This is a genomic window from Kamptonema formosum PCC 10802 (assembly GCF_000332335.1).
Lineage (GTDB): Bacteria > Cyanobacteriota > Cyanobacteriia > Cyanobacteriales > Oscillatoriaceae > Oscillatoria.
In genome coordinates this window covers 2965243-2990721 of the sequence record NZ_KB235948.1, presented here as the reverse complement: position 1 = coordinate 2990721, position 25479 = coordinate 2965243, and the positions used below count along the sequence as shown (strand labels likewise).

22 protein-coding genes are annotated in these 25479 nt (G+C 54.0%); 13 read left to right on the top strand and 9 right to left on the bottom strand.

Annotated elements, in window-relative coordinates; genetic code table 11:
* The first annotated feature begins 87 nt into the window (after positions 1-87).
* Together OSC10802_RS49680 and OSC10802_RS0112770 are read left to right on the top strand one after the other, a co-directional pair.
* Positions 88-276, top strand: coding sequence for a hypothetical protein (locus tag OSC10802_RS49680; RefSeq protein WP_155967666.1), 189 nt, complete (start codon positions 88-90; stop codon positions 274-276).
* A gap of 671 nt (positions 277-947) precedes the next feature.
* A complete protein-coding gene (locus OSC10802_RS0112770; RefSeq protein ID WP_017717160.1) occupies positions 948-1349 on the top strand; it encodes an acyl-CoA thioesterase in 402 nt (133 codons plus the stop codon).
* Positions 1350-1365: 16 nt separating this feature from the next.
* On the opposite strand, the gene OSC10802_RS0112765 is transcribed toward OSC10802_RS0112770, so the two are convergent.
* The 5 genes from OSC10802_RS0112765 to OSC10802_RS49675 form a co-directional block, all read right to left on the bottom strand.
* On the bottom strand, positions 1366-2784 hold the full coding sequence (locus OSC10802_RS0112765) for a 2-succinylbenzoate--CoA ligase (RefSeq protein ID WP_017717159.1): 1419 nt from the start codon (positions 2782-2784) through the stop codon (positions 1366-1368).
* On the bottom strand, positions 2769-3773 hold the full coding sequence (locus OSC10802_RS0112760) for an o-succinylbenzoate synthase (RefSeq protein ID WP_017717158.1): 1005 nt from the start codon (positions 3771-3773) through the stop codon (positions 2769-2771). Before OSC10802_RS0112760 ends, OSC10802_RS0112765 begins: the two co-directional genes overlap by 16 nt.
* A gap of 10 nt (positions 3774-3783) precedes the next feature.
* On the bottom strand, positions 3784-4587 hold the full coding sequence (menH, locus tag OSC10802_RS0112755) for a 2-succinyl-6-hydroxy-2,4-cyclohexadiene-1-carboxylate synthase (protein WP_044170931.1): 804 nt from the start codon (positions 4585-4587) through the stop codon (positions 3784-3786).
* A gap of 160 nt (positions 4588-4747) precedes the next feature.
* Complete coding sequence (gene menA / locus OSC10802_RS0112750) at positions 4748-5656, bottom strand: 2-carboxy-1,4-naphthoquinone phytyltransferase (protein ID WP_026098425.1); 909 nt, start codon at positions 5654-5656, stop codon at positions 4748-4750.
* Positions 5657-5667: 11 nt separating this feature from the next.
* A complete protein-coding gene (locus OSC10802_RS49675) occupies positions 5668-5973 on the bottom strand; it encodes a hypothetical protein (RefSeq protein ID WP_155967663.1) in 306 nt (101 codons plus the stop codon).
* Positions 5974-6164: 191 nt separating this feature from the next.
* Between OSC10802_RS49675 and OSC10802_RS0112740 the strand changes: the two genes are divergently transcribed.
* Both OSC10802_RS0112740 and menD read left to right on the top strand, forming a co-directional pair.
* Positions 6165-7583: an isochorismate synthase gene (locus OSC10802_RS0112740; RefSeq protein ID WP_017717154.1), complete on the top strand. Its 1419-nt coding sequence runs from the start codon at positions 6165-6167 to the stop codon at positions 7581-7583.
* A 61-nt stretch (positions 7584-7644) separates the two neighbouring features.
* The gene (menD, locus tag OSC10802_RS0112735) at positions 7645-9411 is read left to right on the top strand and encodes a 2-succinyl-5-enolpyruvyl-6-hydroxy-3-cyclohexene-1-carboxylic-acid synthase (protein WP_017717153.1); all 1767 of its coding nucleotides are present in this window, start codon (positions 7645-7647) and stop codon (positions 9409-9411) included.
* 83 nt (positions 9412-9494) lie between these two features.
* On the opposite strand, the gene OSC10802_RS0112730 is transcribed toward menD, so the two are convergent.
* Positions 9495-9818, bottom strand: a complete 324-nt coding sequence (locus OSC10802_RS0112730) for a hypothetical protein (protein WP_017717152.1) — start codon at positions 9816-9818, stop codon at positions 9495-9497.
* A 127-nt stretch (positions 9819-9945) separates the two neighbouring features.
* Entirely contained in the window at positions 9946-10155 is a 210-nt protein-coding gene (locus tag OSC10802_RS0112725; RefSeq protein ID WP_017717151.1) for a hypothetical protein, read from the bottom strand.
* Between the two features lie 211 nt (positions 10156-10366).
* On the opposite strand from OSC10802_RS0112725, the gene OSC10802_RS0112720 reads away from it, so the two are divergent.
* The 6 genes from OSC10802_RS0112720 (at position 10367) to menB (ending at position 18160) form a co-directional block, all read left to right on the top strand.
* The gene (locus tag OSC10802_RS0112720) at positions 10367-13234 is read left to right on the top strand and encodes a right-handed parallel beta-helix repeat-containing protein (RefSeq protein ID WP_017717150.1); all 2868 of its coding nucleotides are present in this window, start codon (positions 10367-10369) and stop codon (positions 13232-13234) included.
* 73 nt (positions 13235-13307) lie between these two features.
* On the top strand, positions 13308-14021 hold the full coding sequence (locus OSC10802_RS0112715) for a VWA domain-containing protein (protein ID WP_017717149.1): 714 nt from the start codon (positions 13308-13310) through the stop codon (positions 14019-14021).
* Positions 14022-14030: 9 nt separating this feature from the next.
* Complete coding sequence (locus tag OSC10802_RS0112710; RefSeq protein WP_017717148.1) at positions 14031-15266, top strand: protein phosphatase 2C domain-containing protein; 1236 nt, start codon at positions 14031-14033, stop codon at positions 15264-15266.
* On the top strand, positions 15214-16596 hold the full coding sequence (locus OSC10802_RS0112705) for a hypothetical protein (RefSeq protein WP_017717147.1): 1383 nt from the start codon (positions 15214-15216) through the stop codon (positions 16594-16596). The genes OSC10802_RS0112710 and OSC10802_RS0112705 overlap by 53 nt, the downstream gene beginning before the upstream one ends.
* A gap of 389 nt (positions 16597-16985) precedes the next feature.
* Positions 16986-17210: a hypothetical protein gene (locus OSC10802_RS0112695; RefSeq protein WP_017717145.1), complete on the top strand. Its 225-nt coding sequence runs from the start codon at positions 16986-16988 to the stop codon at positions 17208-17210.
* A 116-nt stretch (positions 17211-17326) separates the two neighbouring features.
* Positions 17327-18160 carry a 1,4-dihydroxy-2-naphthoyl-CoA synthase gene (gene menB, locus OSC10802_RS0112690; RefSeq protein WP_026098423.1) on the top strand — a complete coding sequence of 278 codons (834 nt, stop codon included), beginning with the start codon at positions 17327-17329 and terminating at the stop codon, positions 18158-18160.
* A gap of 754 nt (positions 18161-18914) precedes the next feature.
* Here the strand turns inward: menB and OSC10802_RS54350 are convergent.
* Positions 18915-19229, bottom strand: coding sequence for a hypothetical protein (locus OSC10802_RS54350; protein ID WP_026098422.1), 315 nt, complete (start codon positions 19227-19229; stop codon positions 18915-18917).
* A gap of 678 nt (positions 19230-19907) precedes the next feature.
* Positions 19908-20447 carry a DciA family protein gene (locus OSC10802_RS0112675; RefSeq protein WP_017717141.1) on the bottom strand — a complete coding sequence of 180 codons (540 nt, stop codon included), beginning with the start codon at positions 20445-20447 and terminating at the stop codon, positions 19908-19910.
* Positions 20448-20823: 376 nt separating this feature from the next.
* On the opposite strand from OSC10802_RS0112675, the gene OSC10802_RS0112670 reads away from it, so the two are divergent.
* The 3 genes from OSC10802_RS0112670 to OSC10802_RS0112655 all read left to right on the top strand — a co-directional run bounded on the left by OSC10802_RS0112670 (position 20824) and on the right by OSC10802_RS0112655 (position 25000).
* Positions 20824-22089 (top strand): SPOR domain-containing protein, encoded by a 1266-nt coding sequence (locus OSC10802_RS0112670; protein WP_017717140.1) that lies wholly within the window; start codon positions 20824-20826, stop codon positions 22087-22089.
* Between the two features lie 265 nt (positions 22090-22354).
* Complete coding sequence (locus OSC10802_RS39965) at positions 22355-23074, top strand: PspA/IM30 family protein (RefSeq protein WP_017717139.1); 720 nt, start codon at positions 22355-22357, stop codon at positions 23072-23074.
* Positions 23075-24226: 1152 nt separating this feature from the next.
* On the top strand, positions 24227-25000 hold the full coding sequence (locus tag OSC10802_RS0112655; protein WP_017717137.1) for a PspA/IM30 family protein: 774 nt from the start codon (positions 24227-24229) through the stop codon (positions 24998-25000).
* Positions 25001-25479 lie beyond the last annotated feature (479 nt).

Genomic DNA, 25479 nt, shown 5'->3' with positions numbered 1-25479 from the left:
TGCGTCTATATCCCAGTAGTAATATGGGTTAGGACAATAGGAGCCGGAGTGCGGGGGTGCAAAAGAGGCCGAAATGTACGAACCTAAGTGGCTACTGCTATAGTGAGTGAGAAACCCAGTTTCTTAAAGAAACCGGATTTCTGGGGCGCACTTCATCCAACTGAAAACCTCCCTATTCCCAGCCATTCCCTCAGCCAACTCTCTGAAAGCTCTATCCAGACTGACTTCCGGCAGCGGAAAAAAAGCTGCCATCTTGGCAACCTGACCCTGATTTAGTGCGCTAATATAATCCTCAGTTGGCCCGCTTGAAATCTTCCCATTCGAGGGTGCACTCCAGACGCCCTTTAACTTAAACTAAAACAGTTTAGATGATTGAGGGCAGCCCTCGCCTCGCCAGTTGATTAAAAGAGGCAAACGGCTCAAATTCGACCTACAACAGGACCAGTGGGGAGTTCGGGGCTTCGCAAAATTCACTACAAATCTTGAGGGAATGAATGATGAGTGTACTATTTTTTCACTCTGTCTTATTTGTCTACATGATAGCATTAGTAATGGGAAATTGGGCAGATTCGGGAATTGACTGATTGCTCAAACTCAGAAAATTTGCCAAGTTTGGACTTAGCTGCGGCACTTGAGAGAGTGAAGTCAACTCTACCGGAAAGAGGGGTGCGCTGGTGCTGCAGTCGCCTCAGAGCGTGGCAAAACCCCACAATATCAGGTATTAGGTATTAAGTATTAGGCGCTCAGGATGCGGCACAGCTCTACCGTAGCATTCCGCTATCAGTGAGTCGCCAACGCCACCGGCATCCAGATTAGGCAGCTGCGCTACCAGAAACCAGGTTTCTTAAAGAAACCTGGTTTCTTGCAATCAGTTTTTGGCAGGGGCTATGTTATGCTTGATTAAGCCGGCTCACTCAAAATAAGACATTCTTCATTCTGCTTTCTGGATGCCCTTCACATATCCCCGAACTGTTCGATTTCAAGAAACCGACGCCGCCGGCGTCGTCTACTTTGCCAATGTTTTGGCCATGTGCCATGAAGCCTATGAAGCTTCTCTGGCGGCGTCTGGAATCAATCTCAAGCTTTTCTTCAGCAACCCAGCTGTGGCCATTCCCATCGCCGGTGCCGGTGCCGATTTCTTTCGCCCCATGTTTTGCGGTGACTTGCTGGAAATCCACTTAATCCCCAAACAGATAAACGAGCATAAATTTGAAATAGATTACCAAATTTTTGCTACAGATAAGCTAGCCGCAAAGGCAATGACCAAGCATGTCTGCATCGCACCGGCTAGCAGAACTAAACAGCCTCTTCCCGATGATATGATCCAGTGGCTGCGCCGGTGGGGATAGATTTTTTAATAAACTTTTAATAAACCGCCAAGACGCCAAGAGCGCCAAGAGAAGAGATAGCAATTTTTTGCAACTCCTCCCGGTTCACTTTCCCCTGCTCATTGCGGGGCAGACTTTCCACCGGCACCCAGTATTTCGGGCGCTTATATTTGCTCAATTTCTCCTCCAGCGCCGCTTGCAGCGCTGCCGGCATTACCTCTGGAGTTCGCGGAATGTAAACCGCTGTAACAGCTTGCCCCCACTGCGGATCGGGCAAACCAATCGCGCAAACATCCCTCACCAAACCAGTCGCTTGAATCGCCGCCTCCACCTCAGCGGGGAACACATTCTCGCCGCCGGTGATAATTTTGTTACTGCTGCGCCCTACAAGATTTAAGTACCCCCCGCCATCAAAAAACCCCAGATCGTCGGATTTTAGATTTGGGATTTTGGATTGTGGGTTGAAGCTTTCTGCAGGGGAATAGTAACCCAGTGTTAGGGAATCTGCCTCTATAGTAATGATGCCGGTTTGGTTCGCGCCTAATATCTCCCCAGAGGGAGTCCGCACTGTCACCTTGGCATGCGGTAAAACTTGACCGCAGCTGTTATTGCCGGCTAGAAAATCTTCCGGTTTGAGGGTGACAATCTGCGAGGCGGTTTCTGTCATGCCATAGGTGGGCGCTAGCCGGATGCGGCGATGTCGGGCGAGTTGCAAAAGTTCTGCCCAAGCCGGCGCACCGCCCAACAGCACAGTATGAAAGCTCGACAGCCAGCTTGCAGTTTCTGGGTTTTGCAGCAGCCGGTGCAGCTGGGTTGGAACTAGGGAGATGAAAAATTCCCCCGGCTCAATATCGCACCGCTCACCGGCTTCTAAGGCTTTAAATGGCAGAATTGCAAATCTCCCCCCCGTGGTTATCGAACGCAGAAATTGCATCAACCCGCTAACATGATACACCGGCAGCACGCAAAATGAATTCACCTGCGGCACCAGAAAATAGTGTTGAAACCCCCTGACAGATGCCATCAAAGTCTCCCAAGTGTGGGTGGCAAAGCGAATCCGCCCAGATGAGCCTCCGGTGGGAATCATAATCCGATTTTGGATTTTGGATTTTGGATTTTGGATTGAAGAATGTTCCTCTGGCTGGTTGTGGAGTGCCTCTTCCCCCCAAATTAAATCTGGCTGCACCAAGTCAAAAACTTGCTGCCATTCCTCTTTTACCCAGCTTGGATTGCAGAGAAAAACGGGACAGCCGGCAGTCACAGCAGCGGTGAAACTGGCTAGAAACCGCACCGGCTCTCGCTCCGCTAGCAAGATTTTCGGCTTAGTTTCCCGGTTAGCCAGCTGGCTTAATTCCTGTAACAGCTGACTGGCAATTTCGGAAACCCGGCGGCAGTCGCCACCGATCACCCAATCTTGATTAGCACGTTTTTCGATATCTGTCAATAGGTCTGCCATAAATTCTCAAGCCAGGTTTCATCATCCTCGCCAAACCAGTGGCTGACGCCAAAACCGGCGGCGCGATTGTGACGGGAAAGTTCAGCGGATAGTCTCAGCGCAGCTTGTCTGCCAATTGCCGTTTCAAACACAGAGGAGAAAACGGCATCAATGCCGTGTTGCCGGCAAAACAGGCGCAGCTGGGAGGGGGAACCGGCAATGGCAGGTTTGATGACAAAAATCCCGCGCCAGCCCTTTAGAAAACAGTCTTGCATCTGGGCGAGTGTCGCCACGGATTCATCCAAAGCTAAATGCGTAGAATAGCGTTTGCTTAACTCTAGCATGGCATCAAACCGACCCACTGGCAGCGGCTGTTCGAGATATTCCACTGCGCCGCAGGAGTCGCACGCTTGCAGCCACTGGTTGGCGTCTTCCCAGCTAAGCCCGCCATTGGCATCCAGTCGCAGCTTTGCGGGTGCCGGCAGGGTTTGGGTGAGCCGGTGAAAAATCTGGAGTTCTTCTGGTGCCGGTGCGACGGCAATTTTCCATTTAAATGTGCGATAGCCTTGCTGCCAAAGTGGCGGCCATGCGGACAGAGCTGCTTGCCCTGCGGGGAGTAGGGCGCTGTATTCCTTCGTTTCCAGTTTTGGGACAGGCGGGACGCCTGTCCTACGTCTTTTAGGCGTAGGCACAGGCGTCTCGCCTGTGCTCTCACAGAGGGTTTCCCAAGCGGACTCGAAGCCAAATTGACAGGCGGGGAGTGCCGGTGGGAGGGAGAAAATTGTTGTTTCTGGAATCTCAGCTGGCAATTGACGGCAAAAATCGAGGGCTTGCTCGAAGGTTTCGGAACCGAACCAGCTGAGGGGGGCAATTTCACCGAAGCCGGCTTGACCGGCACTGCCGGTGAGGCGGATAATAATGCCCTCGCGGACTTCCCAGGTGCCGTGACTGGTTTGCAGGGGGCGCTGGAAGGGACGCCGGTAGGGGCGAAATTCAAATCGGTAGGGCATCAAATTCCTGTTAGCCAAGAAATTCCCTGACATTGGCCAGCCATTCTGTCAGGTTTTCCAAGTGAATATTATGCCCACTTTTGGGGATTATTTTCAACTGGGGGATCTGACACAGCTCGGCCATCTCTGCATTGATGGCTCTGAATTTATGATCGTATTCTCCTGCGAGCAACAGGAGAGGCGTTTTATTTTGGGCAAGTTTATCCCAGAGGGGCGGCTGGCTGCCGGCTCCCATATTGCGGAGGGACTTGGCTAGCTCCAAGGGATTCTCTTGCAACCGACATTCTATTATTTTATCATATTCCGGGTGGTTTTGTAAAGTCTGGAACAGGGGCTGACTGTACCAGTCTAATAAAAAAGACTTGAAATCGGTTGTTTCCAGCTGGCGGGCCACCAGCTGGTCGGATTGCCGGCGTGCCGAGCGCTCTGATTCTGTTTTCAATCCCGGAGAGGCTGACTCCAGTATAACTTTAGGAAAGCGGGAGGGAAAGTGGAGTGCCAGATATAAAGCCAGTCGCCCGCCCATTGAATAGCCGGTCAAGAAACATTTGTCAATGTTTAAATCATCGAGGAAATGAATCAAGGCGCGGGCAGTGTTGGGCATAGAGTAGAGATCCTCCCCGCCGCTAACCCTGGTTTGGCCGTGTCCCGGAAGGTCAACAGCCAGACAGAAAAATTGATCGGCCAACCCGGAAATGACGCCAGTCCAGTCATTGCTGCTGCCCATAAAGCCGTGCAGGAACAGGAGAGCGGGGTTGTGCCGGCTGCCGGTTAAAGTATAGTGAAAGTTATACCCCTCAACAGTCCCTCTCATCTCCATAAACATTCTTACCCATATAAATATTAGACTTTATTTGTGATATCCTCTCTTTTTTCTTGGCGCTCCTTCACGGCGGCGGTCAAAAAAAATAAGACCTCATTGCAAAGCGCTATAATAGAGGGGCCAAACTGCACAGTTAGGCCCCTGCCGGAGACTAAAGGATGAATCCCAGTCCTAATAGCAACCCGCTCCAAAAATGCAGGTTAACGGCGATAAATTTGCAATTGCTGACTTTCTGAGGTTGGTCGTGATAGGTGCCGACGTGCCGGCAAAGTTTGATAGCAAAGGGCAAACTGGCAAAGATTAGCAACGTCGGCATGGGGAAGATTCCCAAAGCTGCGAACAAGGCGACCGGCGCGAAAATGCTGCCGCAAATCCAGGGCAGTAGCTGGGCACCCCTGGCGGTGCCGAGGCGGACAATGGGGGAGCGTTTGCCGGCGGCTATATCGTCCTCAACCTGGTGGAAGTGGGAGCAAAACAGAATCAAACTGGTGCTAATGCCCACAATCGCGGAGGCGGCGAGGTTGGTGAGTGACCAAGATTGGGTTTGACTGTAGTAAGCTGCGGAGAGCGCCAAAGGACCAAAAGCAATAAAGCAGATAATTTCTCCCAAACCCTGATAGCCCAGGCGAAAGGGGGGTCCCTGGTAAGTGTAGCCCAGGGCGCAGCAGAGCAGGACTGTGCCGGTTACGGTGAGGTCTTGCTGCCACCAAGAGATGGCGGCTATTCCGAGGATGGCGATAGCTAAAAAGAGGTTCGCCAGCCAGAAGATTAAAGATTTGTTGCCGGTTAAGTTGACGAGGGAGTGGGCTTTGTTTACATCAATGCCGGTTTCTGAGTCAAACACATCGTTGCTCATATTCAACCAGGCAAGAATCAAGATAGCTGAGATTAAAAAGGTTGAAAATATGCCGCTGTGGAAAGTTTTGGTTTCCGCAACAGCTACGGCAGTTCCCACCCAAATAGGAATAATGGCCACGCTGTACATGGGAGGCTTAATTGCTGCCATCCACAGTTTACTTTTCGATGGACTTTTCGGGCGTTCGAGTAACTCTGTAGTCATCCTTGTGCGATTTAGTAGTAAAAACAGCGGCACAGCCGGCGCAAATTGGCCGTCTGGGGAACCCTCGCCGCGTCAGCCGTCAGCGCTCGGGTGGCGGGGAATGGGGAGAGATGGGCCACTGCCGAGCTGTTGGCTGCGGGCGGCGATCTGAAACTGGCTTTCTTCGTAACTCGCCCTGTCAATCTCTTGCATCGGGCGGGTATTTCAAGAATAGAGCAGACTGTTCTTTGCCCCAAGGGCGTGTCCCCTAAGGCCAGTTCCAGTCCCGGATCGCCGGTGGCTGTTTGCAGTAGGGCTTTAGCCCCACCGTCTGTCATAGGGCTTTCGCCCCACCGCTCGTGGGCCGAAGCGCGCGGGTACTGGCACTCCCCGGCGGCCTGAGGCGCGATTGCGCCGCTGATCCCTGTATCCTTAGTAGGGGTGGTATCCTATCCAGTTGCAGCCTCATTCTCAATAGTCTGCGACAATTGAGAACACAAGTTCAGCCAACTTTGCTTTTCTCACCTCCATGCCAGTCATCCCACACTGTCCAAATCTCTTTGAAGATTATCAGACCTTATACCAGTTTCTTGTAGAATTGCAGAAAAATTTACTTAAAACCAAGCCCGATACAATTGTTAGCATTTCTTTAGAAATTCAGCCGGTTGACCCGCTGGCGGTACTGCAGGCGTTTGCTGAGCCAAATCAGCTGATATTTTACTTGGAAAAAGCCAGTCAAAGTCAAGCTGTCGCGGCGGTTGGCTCGGCGCTGCATTTAACAGTAGAAGGGGAACAGCGCTTCTCCCGCGCCCAGGATTTTATTCGCTCATGTCTCGCTCACACGATGGCCACCGGCCCCCTGCACCTCCCTTTTGCTGGGCCTCACTTCTTCTGTAGCTTCACGTTTTTCGAGCAGAACCGGCCAGAGGGTTCGACCTTTCCACCTGCCACAGTCTTTTTGCCGCGCTGGCAGGTGGCTCGTCGGAACAACCGCTGTGTTTTAGTGGCCAATTTCAGGATTAATTCCGAAGTAAATATAAGTTTATTATCTGGCAGTCTCTGGAAAAAAATAGGGCGAGTTAATGCTGCCATACCCAACCTATTTAAGGCGGGTAACAGTCCAGATAAAATTATCAAAAAATCAGGAAATTCGCCAGATAAGTTTGAAGTTGCTGTTCGGTCTGCATTAAACTCAATCCAAGCCAATCAGTATAAAAAAATAGTCCTCGCCAGGGCGATTGATGTGACTTCACAAAAACCTTTTCATATTTTCCATTCCTTAAATCAGCTGCGGAAAATCCATCCCGATTGCTACATCTTTGCCACCGGCAATGGCAAAGGCCAGACCTTCATCGGTGCCAGTCCAGAACGCTTAGTTAGCCTTCACGAGCGCCACCTAACCACAGACGCCCTCGCCGGTTCAGCGCCACGGGGCAAAACCCCAGCGGAGGACGCCGATTTGGCCCAGGCTCTGCTCAACAGTGAAAAGGACAGGCACGAGCATCAGGTGGTGATTGATTTTATCGTAGAGCGCCTGTCCCATCTAGGTCTGGCACCCCAGCTGTCCTCACCGGCACGCCTGCTGCAACTGGCCAACATCCAGCATTTATGGACACCGATCCACGCGCGAGTGCCGGCAGAGATTTCCCTTTTAGACATTGTGGGCGAACTCCACCCCACCCCAGCGGTTGCCGGTGTCCCCAGGGATATCGCCTGTCAGGAGATTCGCCGGTACGAAACCTTTGACCGCTCCGTCTACGCCGCACCCCTGGGCTGGCTGGATCACCAGGGCAACGGTGAATTTATCGTCGGAATTCGTTCGGCAATCATAGACGGCTGTCACGCTAGACTCTTTGCGGGTGCGGGTATCGTTGCCGGTTCCGCTCCCGAAAAAGAACTGGCAGAAATCCAGCTCAAACTCCAGGCACTTCTCAAAGCCTTAGTGTAGCAGCTCGGGCAATTGTCAGCCCCTCTTTTCTCCTGTGCGTCTTTGCGGTTCATTCTCCCAAATGCCTCTCGATTTTCGCAACACCAACACCCTCTGGGCTTCCATCTTAGTCGAGACATTACAGCGCCTCGGCTTAACCACCGCCGTCATCTGTCCCGGTTCTCGCTCTACCGCCCTAGCCATTGCCTTTGCCAGACACGACAGAGTAGAAGCCATTTCCGTCCTGGATGAGCGCTCTGCCGGCTTCTTTGCCCTGGGGATAGCTAGACAAAAAGCGCAACCTGTGGTAATAGTTTGCACCTCTGGAACTGCCGCTGCCAATTTCTACCCAGCTGTCATAGAAGCCAGGGAGAGTCGGGTTCCCCTGCTGGTGCTGACCGCAGATCGCCCCCCAGAATTGCGCGATTGCCATTCCGGGCAGACCATTGACCAGGTGAAATTATATGGCCATTACCCCAACTGGCAAACCGAATTAGCCACACCCTCCCTGGAAATGTCCATGCTGGCTTATCTGCGGCAGACGGCGATCCACGCCTGGGATAGCTCCCTGTTTCCTGTTCCTGGCCCAGTTCACCTCAATATCCCCTTTCGCGATCCCCTCGCGCCGCTTCCCCAACCCGAAGCCGGTGCCTTGATGTCCCAATTGCAGCCAGAGGATTTCTTTGGCGCGGTGTCACCCCTGTTGAGCCGGTTGGAGGTCAGGACTGAAGTCCTTACTGCACACTTAAAGGAGGAATGGCTCGAATGTGAGAGGGGGATTATTATCGCGGGAGTGGCCCAGCCAAAGCAGCCCAAAGAGTATTGTGAGGCGATTGCCCACCTTTGCAAATCTTTAGGGTGGCCGGTTCTGGCTGAGGGGCTGTCGCCGGTGAGAAACTACGCCCAGCTGAACCCTTATGTCATTTCTACCTATGACCTGATTCTGCGCAACCGGCACCTGGCACAGCAGCTGAAGCCGGCTGTGGCGATCCAGGTGGGGGACTTGCCCACGAGTAAGGAACTGCGAACCTGGCTGGAGTCAGCCCAGCCGCGCCGGTGGGCGATTGATCCCAGCTACGACAACCTCGACCCGCTGCACGGCAAAACAGCCCACCTGCGGCTGTCTGCAGTAGAAATGGGACTTGGCGCTCTGCAAAATAGAAAAGTCGGATTTGCATGCAGCGAATATCTCCAGTTGTGGTATAATGCCGAAGCCAAAGTCAGGGCAGCGGTTGACGGGACGATGGCGGCGATGGAGGAGATAATTGAGCCGAAAGTCGCCTGGTTGCTGTCGCAGGTGCTGCCACCGGCAACCCCGGTATTCATTGCCAACAGCATGCCGGTGCGCGATGTGGAGTTTTTCTGGGCACCCAACAATTCTGGAATTCAGCCCTATTTCAATCGGGGCGCTAATGGGATTGATGGCACTTTATCCACGGCTTTCGGTGTGGCCCACCGCAATCAAAGCAGTGTGATGCTAACGGGAGATTTGGCGCTGCTGCACGATACGAATGGCTTTTTGCTGAGGAATAAGTTTGTCGGTCACCTGACGATTGTTGCGATCAATAATAATGGGGGCGGTATTTTTGAAATGCTGCCGGTGGCTCAGTTTGAACCGCCGTTTGAGGAGTTTTTTGCTACGCCGCAGGATATTGATTTTGAGCAGCTGTGCTGCACTTATAATGTGGGTTATAATTTGATTAGTTCTTGGGAGCAGCTGGCGCGGCTGTTGAATCCTCTGCCTGAGAGGGGAATTCGGGTGTTGGAAGTGAGGACCAGTAGGAAGGTGGACAGCCGGTGGCGGCGGGAGAATTTAGGGAAGTTTGCGGGGGAGATAAGAGGGATTTGAACCGCTACTGCGGTTCAGCTTCCCGCTTTTGCTAATATTTCCATTTTAAATGATTTGGTGACATTCTTTCTGGAGGTACAATTTTATAATTCCAGCTGAGAGCGGGTTTCGTAAACAAGGCGAAGGCATTCTTGCAGGTCATCTCCTTCCCAAGTCCCTGCGCACTTCAAGAGAGACTGGGCGGTAGAGGGAGGAGGAGACTGGGACAAGTCGTCACCCGCCCATGTGCCGGCGTGTCTTAACAGGGAACGACCGGAAGCGGGGCGGAAATTAGCAGGCTTTTCAGCAGAGTTAGGCTGCGGTTCGTCGGAGAGAACGGTAACGCGAAGCCGGCGACCGGCGAGTTCGGGCGCGTGGGTGAGGATTTCTTCCCAGGTTCCTTCTAGTTCTAGCGATTGTGAGGTCATCTGGTTTCCTCCTGGAATTGTCTGATTGGTTTTATTTTAGCGCAATTTGTCTGTGGCGTTACTTTTTGGTACACTGCGTAAGTTTCGCTTATATTTATCAGCAAAGTTGACCCCGATTGAGGGGGGTTCACTCGGTATCGAGCCCTTCCCACAGTTCAGAGATAGGTCTGGTCTTCCCTGTCTTTACTTCGTGCCATGCCTGCCGAAAGCTTTCTTTTGAGGAGGGCAGTGGTTCCTCAGGGAGAACGATGACACGAATCCGGCGACCGGCCAGTTTTGCTGACTGGGCAACAATTTCCTCCCAGGTTCCCTGTAGTTCTAACAGGGGTGAGGTCATGCTGTTTGCTCCTTATCTTATTGATTGTACTTTAGCGCAATTCCTCCCTAAACCGCGCCGCCGCTTCTCACGGTAGCCCCATCCCTATAAAAGGCTAGACGTCGGGCCAACACCAAACTGCACTCTGCCGGTCAGTCAGCCCTGTACAGTTTTGACAGCCTCAACTACAATGGAATGTCAAATACTACTGTCGTTAATTTCCTGAGCAAAGGTGAACACTGGGCCTCTGTCCACTGACCGGCTGGAACGGCTGCTTCCAGCACTGCGGCATATTTCTGAGATGGTGCAGCAGCGGGGTGCATTGCAGCTGGAAGACCTGAAATTGCTGCTTTTGGGCGGCGATTTGCAGGAAGATTGGGCTGTGGGTGAACTGGAACGCTGGGCAAGAGTGCTGGAAGCTGTGCGAGGACTGGCAGACACCGGCAGGCAAGAAGTGGCCCAACGAGCTTTGATGATGCGGGGGATTCCAGAAGCGCCGGCAATGCTGGCAGTGTCTCTTGTGGCAGCATCCCGCAGCAGTCAACCGGCACCTCGGGCGGGATTGTTGAAAACCAGCACAGACCGGCTCGACTTTGGCGCACTCCCCTTAGGGCAGGTTGCTGTAGCGGAATTTCAGGTTGAGGGTGGCGCGGGTGAAGTAATCGTCGAGAGTGACAAACTGCGAGTGACACCGGCACAATTTGGTGCTGGAACTACCACACTGCGGGTAGAAGCGCGGCTCCCGTTTAGCGGTCTGCTCTGGAGTGAGATTAAACTGGTAAGTGCTTGGGAAACCCTGTCTTTGCCGGTGATAGCCCAGTGGTTTTCCAGCCAGCCCGCAAGCAGTCTGAAAGTAGACCCCAGCGGCGGCGGGGACTTCCGCACTCTCGAAGAAGCCGCCAAAATTGCACCGGCGGGCGCTACTCTCTACCTGAAAGCCGGTACTTACCATTTGAGCCATCCCTTGCAGATTGACAAACCCCTGTCACTGATTGGGGAAGGAATGGATAAAACCAAAATAGTCTGCGAAGGTGAGGGCTATGCGGTCAGGTTTGCAGCTCAGGGCCTGTTTTTTGCCCACGATTTAACATTCCAGCATCAAGGACTTAAGTGGGCTAATGTCGTCGAGGTGTTGGCGGGTGAAGTGGATTTTCGTCGGTGTCGCATAACAGGAGGGGTTTTTGACCCGCAGGGGCGGCGCGGTTTAGCCGGTCTTTTCCTGCTGGGACAAGTGCGCGGTACTGTTGCGGAATGTCAGGTGAGCAATAACGGCTTGCACGGCATCGCCGTGGGCAATCAAGCCCAGCCGGTTTTGGAGGGCAACACCTGTGCCGGGAATAAGTACAGTGGCATCGCCTATTTCGAGAGTGCCAAAGGCAGTGCGCGACAGAATACCTGCAGTGGCAACCAGAATCATGGCATCTCCGTGTGCGGGGAGGCGCAACCGGCGCTAGAGGCTAACACCTGTCAGGAGAACAAACAGCACGGGATCTTCTATTTTGGCAGCGCCAAGGGCACCGCACGTCAAAACACTTGCGCCAGCAATGAACTGCAGGGCATCTGTGTGGGAGAGAGAGCGGAACCGGCACTAGAAGGGAACACCTGTGAGCGGAACAAGTATAATGGGATTTCCTATGTGGGGAGAGCCGGGGGGATTTACCGTCAAAACACCTGCACCGGCAACTTGGAAAACGGCATCTCCGTAAGTGGACAAGCGCAACCGGCCCTGGAAGCCAACAGGAGTCAGGAAAATAAAAAGAATGGCATATTTTATGCCGGCAGTGCCGGTGGGATTTGCTGGCAAAATACCTGCAGCGGCAACGTTGAAAACGGCATCTCCGTGAGCGGACAAGCGCAACCGGATCTGGAAGGCAACAGCTGTCAGGGGAACCAAGAAAGTGGCATCGCCTGCACCAGCAAAGCTGCAGTCACCGCCCGTAAAAACAGCTGCACTAGCAATGCAGCTGGCATATCTGTAAAAGAGGAAGCGCAGCCAATCCTAGAAGGCAACACCTGTCAGGGGAATAAAGAATATGGGATCTCATATTTAGGCAGCGCCGCCGGCACCGCTCGTCAGAACCGCTGCACCGGCAATGAAAGCGATGGCATCAAAGTGTCCGAGGAAGCGCACCCAAACCTTGAGGGCAACACCTGTCAAAGTAACCAACTGCGCGGCATCGCCTACTGGGAAAGTGCCGGTGGCACAGCCAGTCAAAACACCTGCACCGGCAACGGGACTCATGGAATAGCCATCGACGGACAGGCGCAGCCTACCTTAAAAGGTAATATTTGTCAAGAAAATGCTGCCAACGGCATTGGCTATTGGAGCGACGCAGCTGGAAGCGCCAGCCAAAACACTTGTTGCAGCAACGGAGGTAATGGCATATACTTGGGAGGACAGGCGCAGCCAGCGCTTACAGAAAATACCTGTAGCAGTAACGAGAGTAATGGCATCCTGATCAATGAGTCAGCGCAGCCAACCCTAGAATCCAACACTTGTCAGGAAAATAAACAAGCCGGCATCTTATACGCCGGCAGTGCCGGTGGCACCGCCCGTCAAAACACCTGCACCGGCAACGAAAATGTCGGCATCTATGTGGGAGAGCAAGCGCATCCCATTCTAGAAGCTAACAGGTGTCAAGTAAACTTGGGGCTGGGCATCGCCTACTTTGACAGCGCCGCCGGCACCGCCCGTCAAAATACTTGCACCGGCAACGAAAAGCATGGTATTTTAGTGGCAGAGTCAGCGCAACCCACCCTAAAATCCAACACTTGTCACGAAAATAAACTAGCCGGCATCTTATACGCCGGCAGTGCCGCCGGCACCGCCCGTCAAAACACCTGCACGGGCAACGAAAATGCCGGCATCTATGTGGGAGAGCAAGCCGCTCCCATTCTAGAAGCTAACATCTGCCAGCACAATAAAACGGATGGCATTTCCTATTGGGAGCAAGCCGGCGGGATCGCGCGAAACAACCAGTGCCTCAACAACGGCGAAGATGGGATCTATGCAGCTCCCACAACTGGGCCTCAGCTAAAAGACAACATCTGTTCTGGCAATGCCAGTAAGAACGTCAACGACCAGAGACGCAACCCATGATGTCTGAATGCTTAAAGAAGCCAAATATCGAGTATTATAATCTCAATCACTTGTCAGCAAGAGAGGAAATGATATGAATGCAATGGACTGGGACATGCCACCCATGCCGGAGGGCCAGCGCCGGCTGCCGGTGTACCTGCTGCTGGATACCTCTGGCAGTATGGAAGGAGCGCCTATCGAATCCGTGCGTCTGGGAGTGGAACAATTCCAAAGCGAAGTAGCTCAGGACGACATAGCTCGCGATTTGGTTCATGCAGGCATCATCACTTTTGCCGATGACGCCGAGCTATTCACAGGTAAATTACAGCCCATTCGCTCGTTGCGAGTGCCGGAGCTTGTTGCTTCCGGAGTCACGAGGCTAGATCGGGCATTCCAAGTATTGCGCGAATCATTTGACCGGGATCTGAAACGAACCGTTAAAGGCGGCCAAAAAGGTGACTACAAACCAGTAGTCTTCGTGCTCACAGATGGGGAACCCACCGACGAGCATGCCTATGCGACCGACCGTCTGTGGAAACCTGAGCGGGACGCTACAGTTAACCGTGACAAAGGAATGGTAAAACCGAGCCTGATTGTTTCAGTCGGTTGCGGGCCAGATGTGAGAGATGCCACCCTCAAAGATATCAGCACCGGCACAGCTTTTCGCATGGGAACCAGCGAAGCGGCTTTTGTAGGGCTTTTCAAGTACCTGTCCATGAGTATCGCTAACTCAGTACAAGCCGGTGCCAACCCAGACAACCCTCTGGCCGGTGTGTCCATTCCCTCCGGTCTGATACCTATCCCCTAAAGTGCAGCTATGGCAACAGGTTTTTCCATTGGCGACCGGATTTTGAGTCTGTCTGGCGATACCCACCCAGATTACAGTGCTGCCCATGCCACGCTCAACGACTGCCTGATAGTCGGGGCGAGTGCGGTCGGCAAAATACATCTAGCCAAAAAAACGCCTAGAGACGATGCTTTTGCCATCCGTTCCTATGGCCCTTGGGTAGCAGTCGGTGTCTCCGATGGCGTGGGTTCGCGCCCTCTTTCTCGCTATGGCGCGACCTATGTTGCCGAAGCGCTGGCATCCATGTTGCTGCGTCCCTTTGTCCTGAAGTTGAAGTCAGGGGAGCAAACTTTACGCTCAGTGGCTCCCCCATCGGGTGCTTCAGAGCGGGCTTCACGACTAGGAATTGAAGAGATGAAGCTCGATCTGCCTGACACTGAGTGGGAAAGTGATTGCATAACAGACATTGAAACGCAAATCAAGCGAATAAATAACGCTCGGCTCAAACAGGAGAGTGAAACTCAAATAAAAGCTCTCATAAAAAGCTTGAATGACTGGAATATTCAAGATGAAATTACCAAAAATAGTTTAAATCTTGAGGCCCAACAAGCTGCAACAGCTGGTTGGGGTTACAGGAGCATATCGGCAGCAGAATCTAGAATAACCTCAAATCTCCCGGATTTATCCACTGTGGTAACTGAGTCTTTCCAGAAAGTTCAAGACATGCTGAAATATCAGGCTAAGTCTTTAGAAGTCAATCTGAGCGACCTCAGTTGCACTGCGCTGGGATTGCTTCTGAACGCAGACACCGGCGAATTAGCAGTGGGACAAATAGGCGACGGTGCTGTGTTGGGCTTGACAGCAAAAGAGAAGTTACAAGAATTGGTCAGAGAAGATGAAAACACTGACCCGCAGTCAACTCACACAATCAATAGCTCTAACTTGGCCAAACACCTGAAGTATAATGCCAATATAAATGAATCTTTCTCAGCCTTCTTTATAATGACCGATGGAGTGTCCAATGACTTACTCTATTCCAGCGAGTCAGAGACTGTGAGAAACTGGTTTAGAAAAATAAACAGCAACTTGCTAAACTCCCCCAGTCCCGCACAGGCTGCTGCCGGTCTATTAAACTACCTAGCTACCTATCAAGTTCCCGGCAGCTTTGACGACCGCACTTTGGTTGTAATTACCCGCAAACCAGCTAAAACAGATGCCCAAAATCAGCCTGCTACCGGGCAGCCGGAATCTGCCCAACCAACTTGAAATTGGCGACAAGCCCGCCCGCACCGGCGGTGAGGGCAAAATCTATTTTACCGCCGATGACCGCTACGCTGTCAAAATTTATCACCGGCCATCCCCCGACAAAAAAAAGTTACTCCAGCAAATCCTCCCTCTAGGAAACAATCTGGGTGAGGCAGAACAATTTTTGGCTTGGCCCCTGGGGATCGCAGAAAAACTGGACAGTGAAGAATGTGTCGGCTGCATTACGAGACGGATACCAAAGTCCTATGTAGAGCTATTCAAACTGACGCACAGCCCCAGAAATGTTCGCGAGCAATTTCAGCAGGGGCACACCTGGATGAACTACTTAAAAATGGCTCGGAGCATTGCCGCCGCAGTCCACACCCTTCACGGGAAAGGGATGGCGCACGCTGACATCCAGTGGCGAAATTTTCTAGCGGACATCAGCACCGGCGAGGCTGTCCTCATTGACTTGGATGGTTTAGTCGTTAAAGGCTTTTTACCACCGCAAGTCTTGGGAGTGCACGGATTTATTGCCCCGGAAGTTGAAATGGGTCTAGCCTCGCCTTCAGAAACCACTGACCGGCACAGTGCTGCGGTGCTGATTTTGTGGACTCTGCTTTTCCGCAACGTCATGGAAGCCAAAGTTTGCTATGACGATGAGAGCGAAGAAAATGACCAAAAGTTAGGCTACGGTAAAGAAGCCTGTTTCAGCGAGAATCCCAACGACCGCCGCAATTGGCTGCCTAACACCGGCATGCCCCTGTTTAGGGGTGGGGCGCTGAGTTTCCGCATGCTGACTCCCAAGTTGCGGGAGTTGACAGTAAAAGCGCTGATCCAAGGTTTGCACGATCCCAACAAACGTCCGCAAGTGCGGGAATGGGAACGCGCTTTGGCGGAAGCCTACGACCTGCTAGTCAAGTGTCCCGCCTGTAGCCATTCCTATCTCTATCCCTACTGGCTGCAGCCGCCACAGCGCCGCCAGTGTCCCTTCTGCGGCACTAGCGACAAACCGCCGTTCCCGGTTGTAATCGAGTTGTTGGATTTAAAGATTAAAGGAATTTACACCCCCGCCCGTCCTGCCGTCCTGTATGGCGGGCTGCCTCTATTTGCTGATATCATCGAGCCGGGAGGGCGACCTCCTTTCACCCGCCGCAATGTGCCGGTGCTGGGATATACGGAATGGAATTCAGCAAAAGGTGTGTTTCAGCTGGTGAATAAAAGCGACACCCTCTGGCCAATTGTTACCGGCGGCAGTGGTGCTGTCAAACCCGGACAGTCGGTAGCGCTGCGCCGGGGTTTAGTGCTGTCTTTTGGGGATGGGAAGCGTTTGGTGCGGGTGGTGGAATAAAGTCATCAGAGAGGATTTATAAATTTATTGTTAAGGCCGGCAGGGGGTAAGAAACCGGTGTTCCCCGGTTTCTGGCCCCACGAGCCAGGTTTCTCAAAATTTATAGCGGTTTTCAGTTGGATGAAGTACATGCCAGAAACCCGGTTTCTTAAAGAAACCGGGTTTCTCAGTACCTAGCTCCCACCGGCAATCCCCCCGGCACACACCGGCATCAATTCCACCGGCATTAGCGCATTCCTCCCCCCAGCATCAGTGACTCAGATCACAAAGCGGGCAGCATCTCCATCACAAAACCTCGCAGATTCCACTCACTCAGCCGGCAGGGAATTCTCACAAAGCATCAACCTCATCAATCACCGCCCTCTGTCAAGCCATCTCGCACACTAAAGATGGCGAGTTTACTGAGTCTGATGCAATCTCCAGTGGGTTTTGGTCAAGTGACACTCGAGCAAGTCGTAGAGCGGATCTGTGCCTTTCGGCAACTGACTTCCCTTGACCACTCGCTGTTGAAATCCGCACTTTGCTCTCAGAACTCAATCACCCCAGAACAGCACACCCTACTCAAGCGAGTGTTTGACGGTTTGCAAAAAGGATGGATCTGGGTTGGAGATTGATGGCCACGGCTCGCCCTGACCTCAGCGCTGCGATACAATTCCTAGGGCTGGCCCGCAGTGGCCAGATTTCCCAGACCAGATCGGCCCTTGTCTTTACAATCCGCATCCCAACAGAAATGCAAATCAACTGGCAAACTGCCAAAACCTACGAAGACATCCGCTACCACAAATGTGACGGCATCGCCAAAATCACCATCAACCGGCCCCACAAGCGCAATGCCTTCCGCCCCAAAACCGTCTTTGAACTCTACGACGCCTTCTGCGACGCCCGTGAGGATACGAGTATCGGTGTAGTATTATTTACCGGCGCGGGACCCCACACGGACGGCAAATACGCCTTCTGTTCCGGCGGGGATCAAAGCGTGCGGGGGGAAGCAGGCTATATAGATGATGCCGGCATCCCCCGCCTCAACGTGTTAGATTTGCAGCGCCTGATCCGCTCCATGCCCAAGGTGGTGATCGCCCTAGTTGCCGGCTATGCCATCGGCGGCGGTCATGTATTGCACATTATTTGTGACTTGACAATTGCGGCAGATAATGCTGTCTTCGGGCAAACCGGCCCGAAAGTGGGCAGCTTCGACGGCGGGTTTGGTTCGAGCTACCTCGCCCGCATCGTCGGACAGAAGAAGGCGCGGGAAATCTGGTTCCTCTGCCGGCAGTACAGCGCCCAGCAAGCCCTAGAAATGGGCTTAGTCAACTGCGTCGTGCCGGTGGAACAGCTGGAGGAGGAGGGGATCGAGTGGGCTCAGGAAATTTTAGAAAAGAGCCCGATTGCCATTCGCTGTCTGAAAGCCGCCTTTAATGCCGACTGCGACGGACAGGCCGGTTTGCAAGAACTGGCCGGCAACGCCACCTTACTCTATTACATGACTGAGGAAGGAGCCGAGGGCAAGCAGGCGTTCCTGGAAAAGCGCCCCCCCGATTTTCGGCAATACCCCTGGCTGCCCTAGCCCTGTCCAGGCACCCTAGAGGTCACGTTCGCTTTCAGCTCTCAATTCTCAATTGCCAACTTGAAATAAACGGCCAAATCGCGCCAGCCTCAATGGCCGGTGCGATTTTCCATGAGAATTCTTACTCACCGATACTTTTTGGCTAGCAACATTTAACAGTCGCTAACAAATACATAAGCTGAGAGAGTCTCTCAACCAAGGCGTATCAACCCATGCCCGCAGTCAAATCCCACGAACACCATAATGGTTTCAATCCAGAGCCCGTCTGCCAATTTATGAGGCTATAAAAACGGACGCCTGAATCATTTGCGGCCACCCACCATCATGGTTCTGAGGTCGGGGTGGCAGTTGAATCATTGGCAGCCACCCACAATCATGGTTTTCAGGTCGGGGTGGTTGCACCAAGTAAATCATAGCATATTTCGACAGGTGGAATGCAAATCGGCTACTGCTGACAGCCTTATGTAGGCAGAAATGGATTGAAAATTGCCAGCAGCAGTTTCACCCCTGTTTGGCCCGAACGGCCAGCGGGTGTTACCGGCTTCAATCATAGGCCTGACTGTCACGGCACTCTCGGGGTTCAGCCCTTTGTGCCTCTGCATCCCGACTCCAACCCTACGGGCAAGTCCCATTGCTCTGCCGCAGGGACAGCTAAATTTAGTTAATTCCTAGATGCCTCTGATCTGTCTTAAAAAATTAAAGGGAGATTTCGCCCGTGCTGAAGTGGGAGCCCGATTATTTATGAATTTTTGTTTCACTTCGCCAGAATAGCCGCCTTTGGGGCTGCCGGTGTGGGGGCGCTTTCCTGAGAGGGGACATCTTCGGGAGAAAAATCCAGCGATCCCGCCCGGGACAGAGACTCCTGGCCGATGAGCATTTTCTCCTGCCAGATCATAATTTCTTCGAGATTTTCCCAAGAGGGCGCAAAGGGTGGGATCGCCAGCTGGCAAGCCTTCCAGGTTCCGCGCACCGGCACGCCCAGTTGCTGGCACTGACCGCCGCGACGTCCCTCTGGCTGGTAGAACCGGCAGTGACGACAAGCTGAAGTAAGGCAATTTGGGGTCTTCATAGAATTCTCGCGCTGGAGCTGTGAGTGATGTTCTTCTTTAATTGTTATCTAAGCGCTTTCCGCCCCAAACAGCCTGCAACCCTATATTGCGTATGGGTTTTAGCGATCCCCAAGCTCCTGCAAACCTTTATCTTTTTTTTAGATTTCCTCGAAAAACCGGCTCACTCACGCTTAAAAAAGATCCCCGAAGCTCGGGAGCCACTAGACCCATTTAGGAGAAAACCCAGCGGGGATCAAGTCAAACCACAAATGGAGCCAGGCATCCGGAACCCATTCCGCGAAAAGAACAAGCCCTCAAAGGAAGAAATTCACCCCGGGTATATCTCGTTAATGGGGATCGCCCGGGAACGAGGGTTAGAGGTTAGGGGTTAGGGGGGAAGCGGGAGTGAGGGGCTTGCGAACAAGAGGGACACGCGACCACCTAACACCCAAAACCTGACACCGGCGGGTCAGGGGTCAGGTGTCCCTGTTGGGAGCATCCCGGTTTTGCAAAGAAGCCCATATCAATGCCACAATGATTTCATCAGGGGGCAGGAGGAGAAGATTTCTGGCCAGCTGAATCCCGGAAACGGGATTGAAACTCCCTCTTCCCCTGAAACCGGAAACCTCCCCGCCTCTCCCCGAACCCCCTGTTCAAAACCCCCACACAAACCCAACGCCTAAAACACAGCCGGCGGCTCACCACTGCTGAGCAGCGCACAGGGCGCAAACGCCCCAGCGCTGGATCTCTCCCGGTGGTGCCGGGCAGTCACACTGGGGGCAAAGCGGCAAAGACTGCCCTCGCGCCTGTATTCCCTGGGCCCACCGCTGAAAAGCCGCCAGAGCGTCAGGAGGAGCGGGCGCACTGCCGGCAGCCGGTGGCTGGTGCGGGTGGGGAAGGCGGCTGGGATGATCCCCCGCCACAGACTCATCGCTCTGGGGCGCAAGCACCCACTGAGCCGTGGAAAAGCGAATGTCAGCCAGCGGCGCAGCCAGACAGGCGTTCAACTTAGCCAAAATCAGCCGGCGCTGAAACGTCAGCTGTTGCGCCCAAACGGAACTGGATACCGCCACCTTCAGCACGCCCCGCTCCACCGACAGGAGGCGAGTCTGGGCCGCCACCACCGGGCCAACGGCGTCCGGCCAGCAGGACCGGAGGCGCTGGAATTCTTGCAGTGGCTGCAACTGTGCCTGATTCCCCAGAGAGCCCAGAGCCCGATTGAGAGATTCAAATCCCATAGTGCCAACTCCAAATTCACAACCGCATCACTGGCGCGCCGCGAGCCATTCCTCTCCCCAATTGTTAGGGTGAGTGGGGGCGTCAGTGCACCCCAGAAACCCGGTTTCTTAAAGAAACCGGGTTTCTGGATACCTCACTCATACGAAACCCGCTATAAGACCACGCCCGCACTGTGTCAGGTGCCCGCTTTTGCTATAGTTCAGATTTACACCGATGTTCCAGCCTGCCTGAGGGGAATCGCGTTGAATACTATCGGAGATTGAAATATCCTTAAATCGGTACAGCCCGTGAGCGCCCGCAACAGGCAGCCAGCACCTGAGGGACTGTTCCCTTCCTTTGATGCCCGCTTGAAACAGCCGGTAGGAGCCGCACACCATGAGCGAACGTTTATCCGTCGAGTCCTCCACCCCTTCAAAGCCCGAGTCCTTAAAGCCGGCCTTACAGGCGGCCTTGAGCAGTTTGGATGTCAAGCTAGAAGAAGAACTAAGCCGGTACCGACGCCAGCGACGCTCGGAAAAATCACTGTCTTCTTACCGGGAAATGGGTCGCCTTCCCAGGCAACCTCTGGATTTGATTTATGTGACAGCCACCGGCGGCAGAACCAACCCAGAAGCGGCATCACCGCCACAGCAGCAGCCACAGCCATCGCCGGAAGCGCTCTCTCCCCCATCCGAGCCGGCACTGCTGACTTTTGCCCCCAAACCGGAAGAGGCGGACACAGCAGCGGGCAGGAGCGCCGGTGCTGGCGGGACTGACCTAACGCCAGCAGCCACGGCTGCAGCCGGTGAGAGTGTGGCGGTTGCAGAAACAAACTCAGCTGCGGATGACTATCTGGAATCCTCAGAAGTCCTGCTCAAAAGTCTGGCAGAGGAACACCCGCCAAAACAAGCAGAACGGAGTCCGGCAGAGAGCCTGCTCAACCCCTTGGGAATCGGCTCAATGCTCCTGTTTTTAATGGCCAGCGCAACTCTCGGCTATGTCGTCACCCATCCCAATGGCAGCAATAATGTGGCGAGCAACCGGCAGCCGGCCAAACAGACCCCCGCCGCCGCCCCCAATCCGGCCAGCACCGGGCCGGAGGCCAGCAGTGGGGCTCCCACTCCCGATTTAGCCTCCCGGGAGTTTGTGGACCTGAATTTGGGCAGCCTCAGCACCCTAACTCCCAAACCGGCACCGGTTGCCACTCCCCAAGCGCTGCCCTCACCGCAGCAGCGCTCCCTCCCCCAAGTGACGCTCCCGCCACAGGAGAGCGCTCCCCCACCGGCAGCCGACAAAGGGCTGGAAAATCTCTCGGCGGCGCTGCTGCCGGGTTCAAACCAGGCAGAGCCAGCCGCACCGGCCACGGGGCAACCCCTGCCAGCGCCGGTGGTGCCCGCACAGACAGCGCCATCAGCGGCAGCGCCACCCCCCGCCGCTGAACCCTATGTACCCGTAGAAGGCGACTATTACTTCGTTGTCACGGATTACACCGACCCGACAAGCCTGGAAAAGGCGCAGCAAGTCGTCGCGGACGCCTACCTTCGCGACTTCCCCGCCGGCGTTCGCATCCAGCTCGGGGCCTTCAACGATGCCGCCACCGCCAAAACTCTGGTGGAGCAACTGCAGCGGCAGGGGCTGTCGGCCAAGGTCTACCGGCCTTAACTCTCAGGCTCCCTCCCCAGAGCCGGTGCGATACCATAAAAGCAGCGCACCTGTAAATTTTTCTTGTGGCGGCGGGCGAGGGGGGCAGGGTAAACCGCTTTACGCAAGACCTGCTTCCCAGCTGACGTCTCTCCCCTCACCCCCAGAAAATTTACCGCCAGCGACTCAGATTTATACTGGGCCAATAGAGAGCGGGAGCAACCGCCCTGCTGGTGTGAGCCGCTAAGGAATGCCTGTAAACCCTAGCACCAAAAATGGAGCCGTCATGGGATTCTTTGACCGAATCATGCGGGTGATTCGCGCCAATATAAACAGTCTGATTGGCAGTGCCGAAGATCCAGAAAAAGTTCTGGAACAGGCTGTGCATGACATGCAGGAGGATCTGATTCAACTTCGGCAAGCGGTGGCTCAGGCGATTGCCACTCAGAAACGCACTGAGCGCGACTATTCCAGAACCCAGTCCACCGCAGATGAGTGGCACCGGCGCGCCCAGCTCGCCCTGCAAAAGGGCGATGAAAACTTGGCGCGGGAAGCCCTCACCCGCAAAAAATCCTACCAGGAAACCGCAGAGGCGATGCGCAAGCAGATCGAACTGCAAACTTCTGCTGTCAGCCAGCTCAAGCAAAACATGCGCTCTCTGGAGGGCAAAATTTCCGAAGCCAGAAGCAAAAAAGACCTCTACATCGCCCGGGCTCGCTCCGCCAAAGCGGCTGAGAAAATCCGCGAGATGATGGGACAGCTCAGCACCGGCAGCGCTTTGAGCGCCTTCGACCGCATGGAAGAAAAGGTCTTGCAGCTAGAAGCTCGCTCAGAAGCCCTCGCTGAAATGGGTGCGGAAGATTTAGAACAAAAATTTGCTTCCCTGCAAGACGGTGGCGGCGTTGAGGCTGAGCTGGCGGCCATGAAGGCTCAAATGCTCACCGGCAGCAAGCCAGCCCAGTTACCCCCCACCCACTCGCCAGCTGACAAAAATCCCGAAATCTAGAGGTGAGCTGGTTTCAATCCCCTTTGTGGGATTCCTTCCCCCGTTAGGGGCTATTTAAAATTTCAATCCCTGAATTTTAATCCCGTTTTCAATCCCTTTTTCAATCCCTTACAGGGACTCACACAAACCAACTGGGACCGAGCTAGATATCGCAGCGCACTGTCACAGAAGTTGGGGGCCTCTCCCTTGGAGAAGGCACCCAAAGAGCTCGGAGTGGACGCGATTGAAGGCCGGCCAGAAAAACCGCACTCGGGGCGCATTTTATAGCAGCAGTCATATGGGTTAGAACAATAGAAACTTCGGCAGCGGCGGAGCAAGGGAGGCCGGAATGTACGTTTCCTAAATGCTTACTGCTATATAGACGTAGGCCAGCGTCTGGCTGCCCTCAAGGTCTAATGTTTTAATCTAAGTGGCTGCTGCTATACTTCCAGCTACTGGAGAGCGCAGAACACAGCAGAATGTCAGAGCGAGTTCAGAGTTTAGAGTTGAGATGGGTTAGAAAAGATGGCTCTCTAACTTCACACCGGCACCGTGACGCCATACTAGAAACCGGGTTTCTTTGGCTGGGAGGAGAGAAATTCTAACCTTCTAGCCGCAGGGCGGCTACCGGCACTCCCTCCGCTCCCGCTTTCTTCCCGTTTCACAAGAACACCAGACCGGCTCTCTAACTTGGCAGCCGGCACCGTGAGCGACTTGAGCGCCGGCTGCCGCGCTGGAGTCTCAACGAATAGTTTCCAACCGGAAAAAATTTCATTCCCTCAGGTGCGGGCAGTTGCCTCCCCTCCCCCACCAGACTGGCCAGCACCAGGCCCTCGCCCGCCGGCGAGCAAATCCCTTAGAAATGCCGCAACTGGGGCGCAAAACCGAACTTCGGGCAAGGCGAGACAGCTGCCAGCCCCGATCGAAAGACATTTGCCACGCTCTGCCGATTAAAGCTGGAAGTTTTTAAACTGGAGAAAGAGAGCCAAAGAAAGGAAGCTTCCAAGCGCAGCTTTCTGTCTCCCTGAAAAGAACAACCTAAACTAGATATTAGTTGGGGACAGCTGTCTGTTGCCTGAACCCCTTGAGACTCTGGCCAACTGAAGCCTCGCCCCGCCGGCTGACAAGTCGGATGCCGGCACCCCTCGCACACCCCAAAAGGAAAACGAAATCATGGGATTGTTTGATCGCATTAGCCGAGTCATCCGGTCAAATCTCAACGACATGGTGAACAAGGCTGAAGACCCAGAAAAGATTCTCGAGCAGTCTATTGTTGATATGCAGGAAGACCTGCTGCAGCTGCGCCAGGCTGTGGCCAGTGCGATTGCCACTCAAAAACGCACCCAGCAACAGTACAGTCAGGCCCAGTCAGAAGCCAACACCTGGCAGCAGCGGGCTCAGCTGGCCCTGCAAAAAGGGGATGAGAATCTGGCCCGGGAAGCGCTGGTTCGTAAAAAGAGCCACGCTGAAACAGCTGCTACCCTGAAAGCCCAGCTCGACCAGCACATGAGTCAGGTGGAGACGCTCAAGCGCAACCTGATCGCCCTGGAAAGCAAGATTTCCGAAGCCAAGACCAAAAAGGACATGCTGAAGGCCAGGGTGGCCGCTGCAAAGGCCAACGAGCAGCTGCAAAGCGCTATGGGCCGCATCGGCACCAGCAGCGCTATGGCGGCTTTCGACCGCATGGAAGAAAAAGTGCTGCAGATGGAAGCTCGCTCCCAGGCAGCAGCTGAACTCGCCGGCAATTCGATCGAGGAGCAATTTCGTTTGCTCGAAGGCAGCAGCGATGTTGACGATGAGTTGGCGGCGATGAAGGCTGGGCTGATTGCTGGCTCTCCGGAACCCAAAGGTCAACTCCCCGGTGCCGGTCAGACGGCAGCCCCCAAACCCGGCTCAGCTGTTGATGACGAGCTCGAACAGTTGCGCCGGCAGCTCAACGAGTCTTAGGTCGCACCGGCCCGCAGCCCCACGGTCTAAACCGCCGGCACCTTGCTAGACTGCCTGGCATCCCCCGGCTCCTGCCGAGGGCCGCCGGTCTAGCAGGGCCATTCTATCCATTTCGGATAATCTCTTCCTGATTGGGATGAAGCGCACAATAGCTAAAGGCTATCACAGAAACACTTCCAGCATTTACAGATACTTTTTTATACAAATCAATCAAAAGGAAGTTAGAGAATTTACCTGCCCGGGAGGCGGGCTGGATGCGGCTGCGATTTGCTCAGGCTGCACAAAAAGCGTCAAAATACAAATGCTTTAACATGATGCAGATTTTGTGTGAGGCTTGCCTTCCAAGCGCAGCTTTCTGTCTCCCTGAAAAGAACAACCTAAACTAGATATTAGTTGGGGACAGCTGTCTGTTGCCTGAACCCCTTGAGACTCTGGCCAACTGAAGCCTCGCCCAGCCGGCTGACAAGTCGGATGCCGGC

What these genes read in the sequence shown, in the direction of transcription:
- OSC10802_RS0112715 (WP_017717149.1), top strand. Translation starts at nt 13,308, where the DNA reads ATGAATGCAATGGACTGGGACATGCCACCCATGCCGGAGGGCCAGCGC.
- OSC10802_RS49675 (WP_155967663.1), bottom strand. Translation starts at nt 5,973, where the DNA reads ATGACAGACGGTGGGGCTAAAGCCCTACTGCAAACAGCCACCGGCGAT.
- OSC10802_RS0112770 (WP_017717160.1), top strand. Translation starts at nt 948, where the DNA reads ATGCCCTTCACATATCCCCGAACTGTTCGATTTCAAGAAACCGACGCC.
- OSC10802_RS0112725 (WP_017717151.1), bottom strand. Translation starts at nt 10,155, where the DNA reads ATGACCTCACCCCTGTTAGAACTACAGGGAACCTGGGAGGAAATTGTT.
- OSC10802_RS0112655 (WP_017717137.1), top strand. Translation starts at nt 24,227, where the DNA reads ATGGGATTGTTTGATCGCATTAGCCGAGTCATCCGGTCAAATCTCAAC.
- OSC10802_RS0112740 (WP_017717154.1), top strand. Translation starts at nt 6,165, where the DNA reads ATGCCAGTCATCCCACACTGTCCAAATCTCTTTGAAGATTATCAGACC.
- OSC10802_RS54350 (WP_026098422.1), bottom strand. Translation starts at nt 19,229, where the DNA reads ATGAAGACCCCAAATTGCCTTACTTCAGCTTGTCGTCACTGCCGGTTC.
- OSC10802_RS0112730 (WP_017717152.1), bottom strand. Translation starts at nt 9,818, where the DNA reads ATGACCTCACAATCGCTAGAACTAGAAGGAACCTGGGAAGAAATCCTC.
- OSC10802_RS0112675 (WP_017717141.1), bottom strand. Translation starts at nt 20,447, where the DNA reads ATGGGATTTGAATCTCTCAATCGGGCTCTGGGCTCTCTGGGGAATCAG.
- OSC10802_RS0112705 (WP_017717147.1), top strand. Translation starts at nt 15,214, where the DNA reads ATGCCCAAAATCAGCCTGCTACCGGGCAGCCGGAATCTGCCCAACCAA.
- OSC10802_RS0112695 (WP_017717145.1), top strand. Translation starts at nt 16,986, where the DNA reads ATGGCGAGTTTACTGAGTCTGATGCAATCTCCAGTGGGTTTTGGTCAA.
- OSC10802_RS0112670 (WP_017717140.1), top strand. Translation starts at nt 20,824, where the DNA reads ATGAGCGAACGTTTATCCGTCGAGTCCTCCACCCCTTCAAAGCCCGAG.
- menD (WP_017717153.1), top strand. Translation starts at nt 7,645, where the DNA reads ATGCCTCTCGATTTTCGCAACACCAACACCCTCTGGGCTTCCATCTTA.
- OSC10802_RS0112765 (WP_017717159.1), bottom strand. Translation starts at nt 2,784, where the DNA reads ATGGCAGACCTATTGACAGATATCGAAAAACGTGCTAATCAAGATTGG.
- OSC10802_RS0112710 (WP_017717148.1), top strand. Translation starts at nt 14,031, where the DNA reads ATGGCAACAGGTTTTTCCATTGGCGACCGGATTTTGAGTCTGTCTGGC.
- menH (WP_044170931.1), bottom strand. Translation starts at nt 4,587, where the DNA reads ATGAGAGGGACTGTTGAGGGGTATAACTTTCACTATACTTTAACCGGC.
- menB (WP_026098423.1), top strand. Translation starts at nt 17,327, where the DNA reads ATGCAAATCAACTGGCAAACTGCCAAAACCTACGAAGACATCCGCTAC.
- OSC10802_RS0112760 (WP_017717158.1), bottom strand. Translation starts at nt 3,773, where the DNA reads ATGCCCTACCGATTTGAATTTCGCCCCTACCGGCGTCCCTTCCAGCGC.
- OSC10802_RS39965 (WP_017717139.1), top strand. Translation starts at nt 22,355, where the DNA reads ATGGGATTCTTTGACCGAATCATGCGGGTGATTCGCGCCAATATAAAC.
- menA (WP_026098425.1), bottom strand. Translation starts at nt 5,656, where the DNA reads ATGACTACAGAGTTACTCGAACGCCCGAAAAGTCCATCGAAAAGTAAA.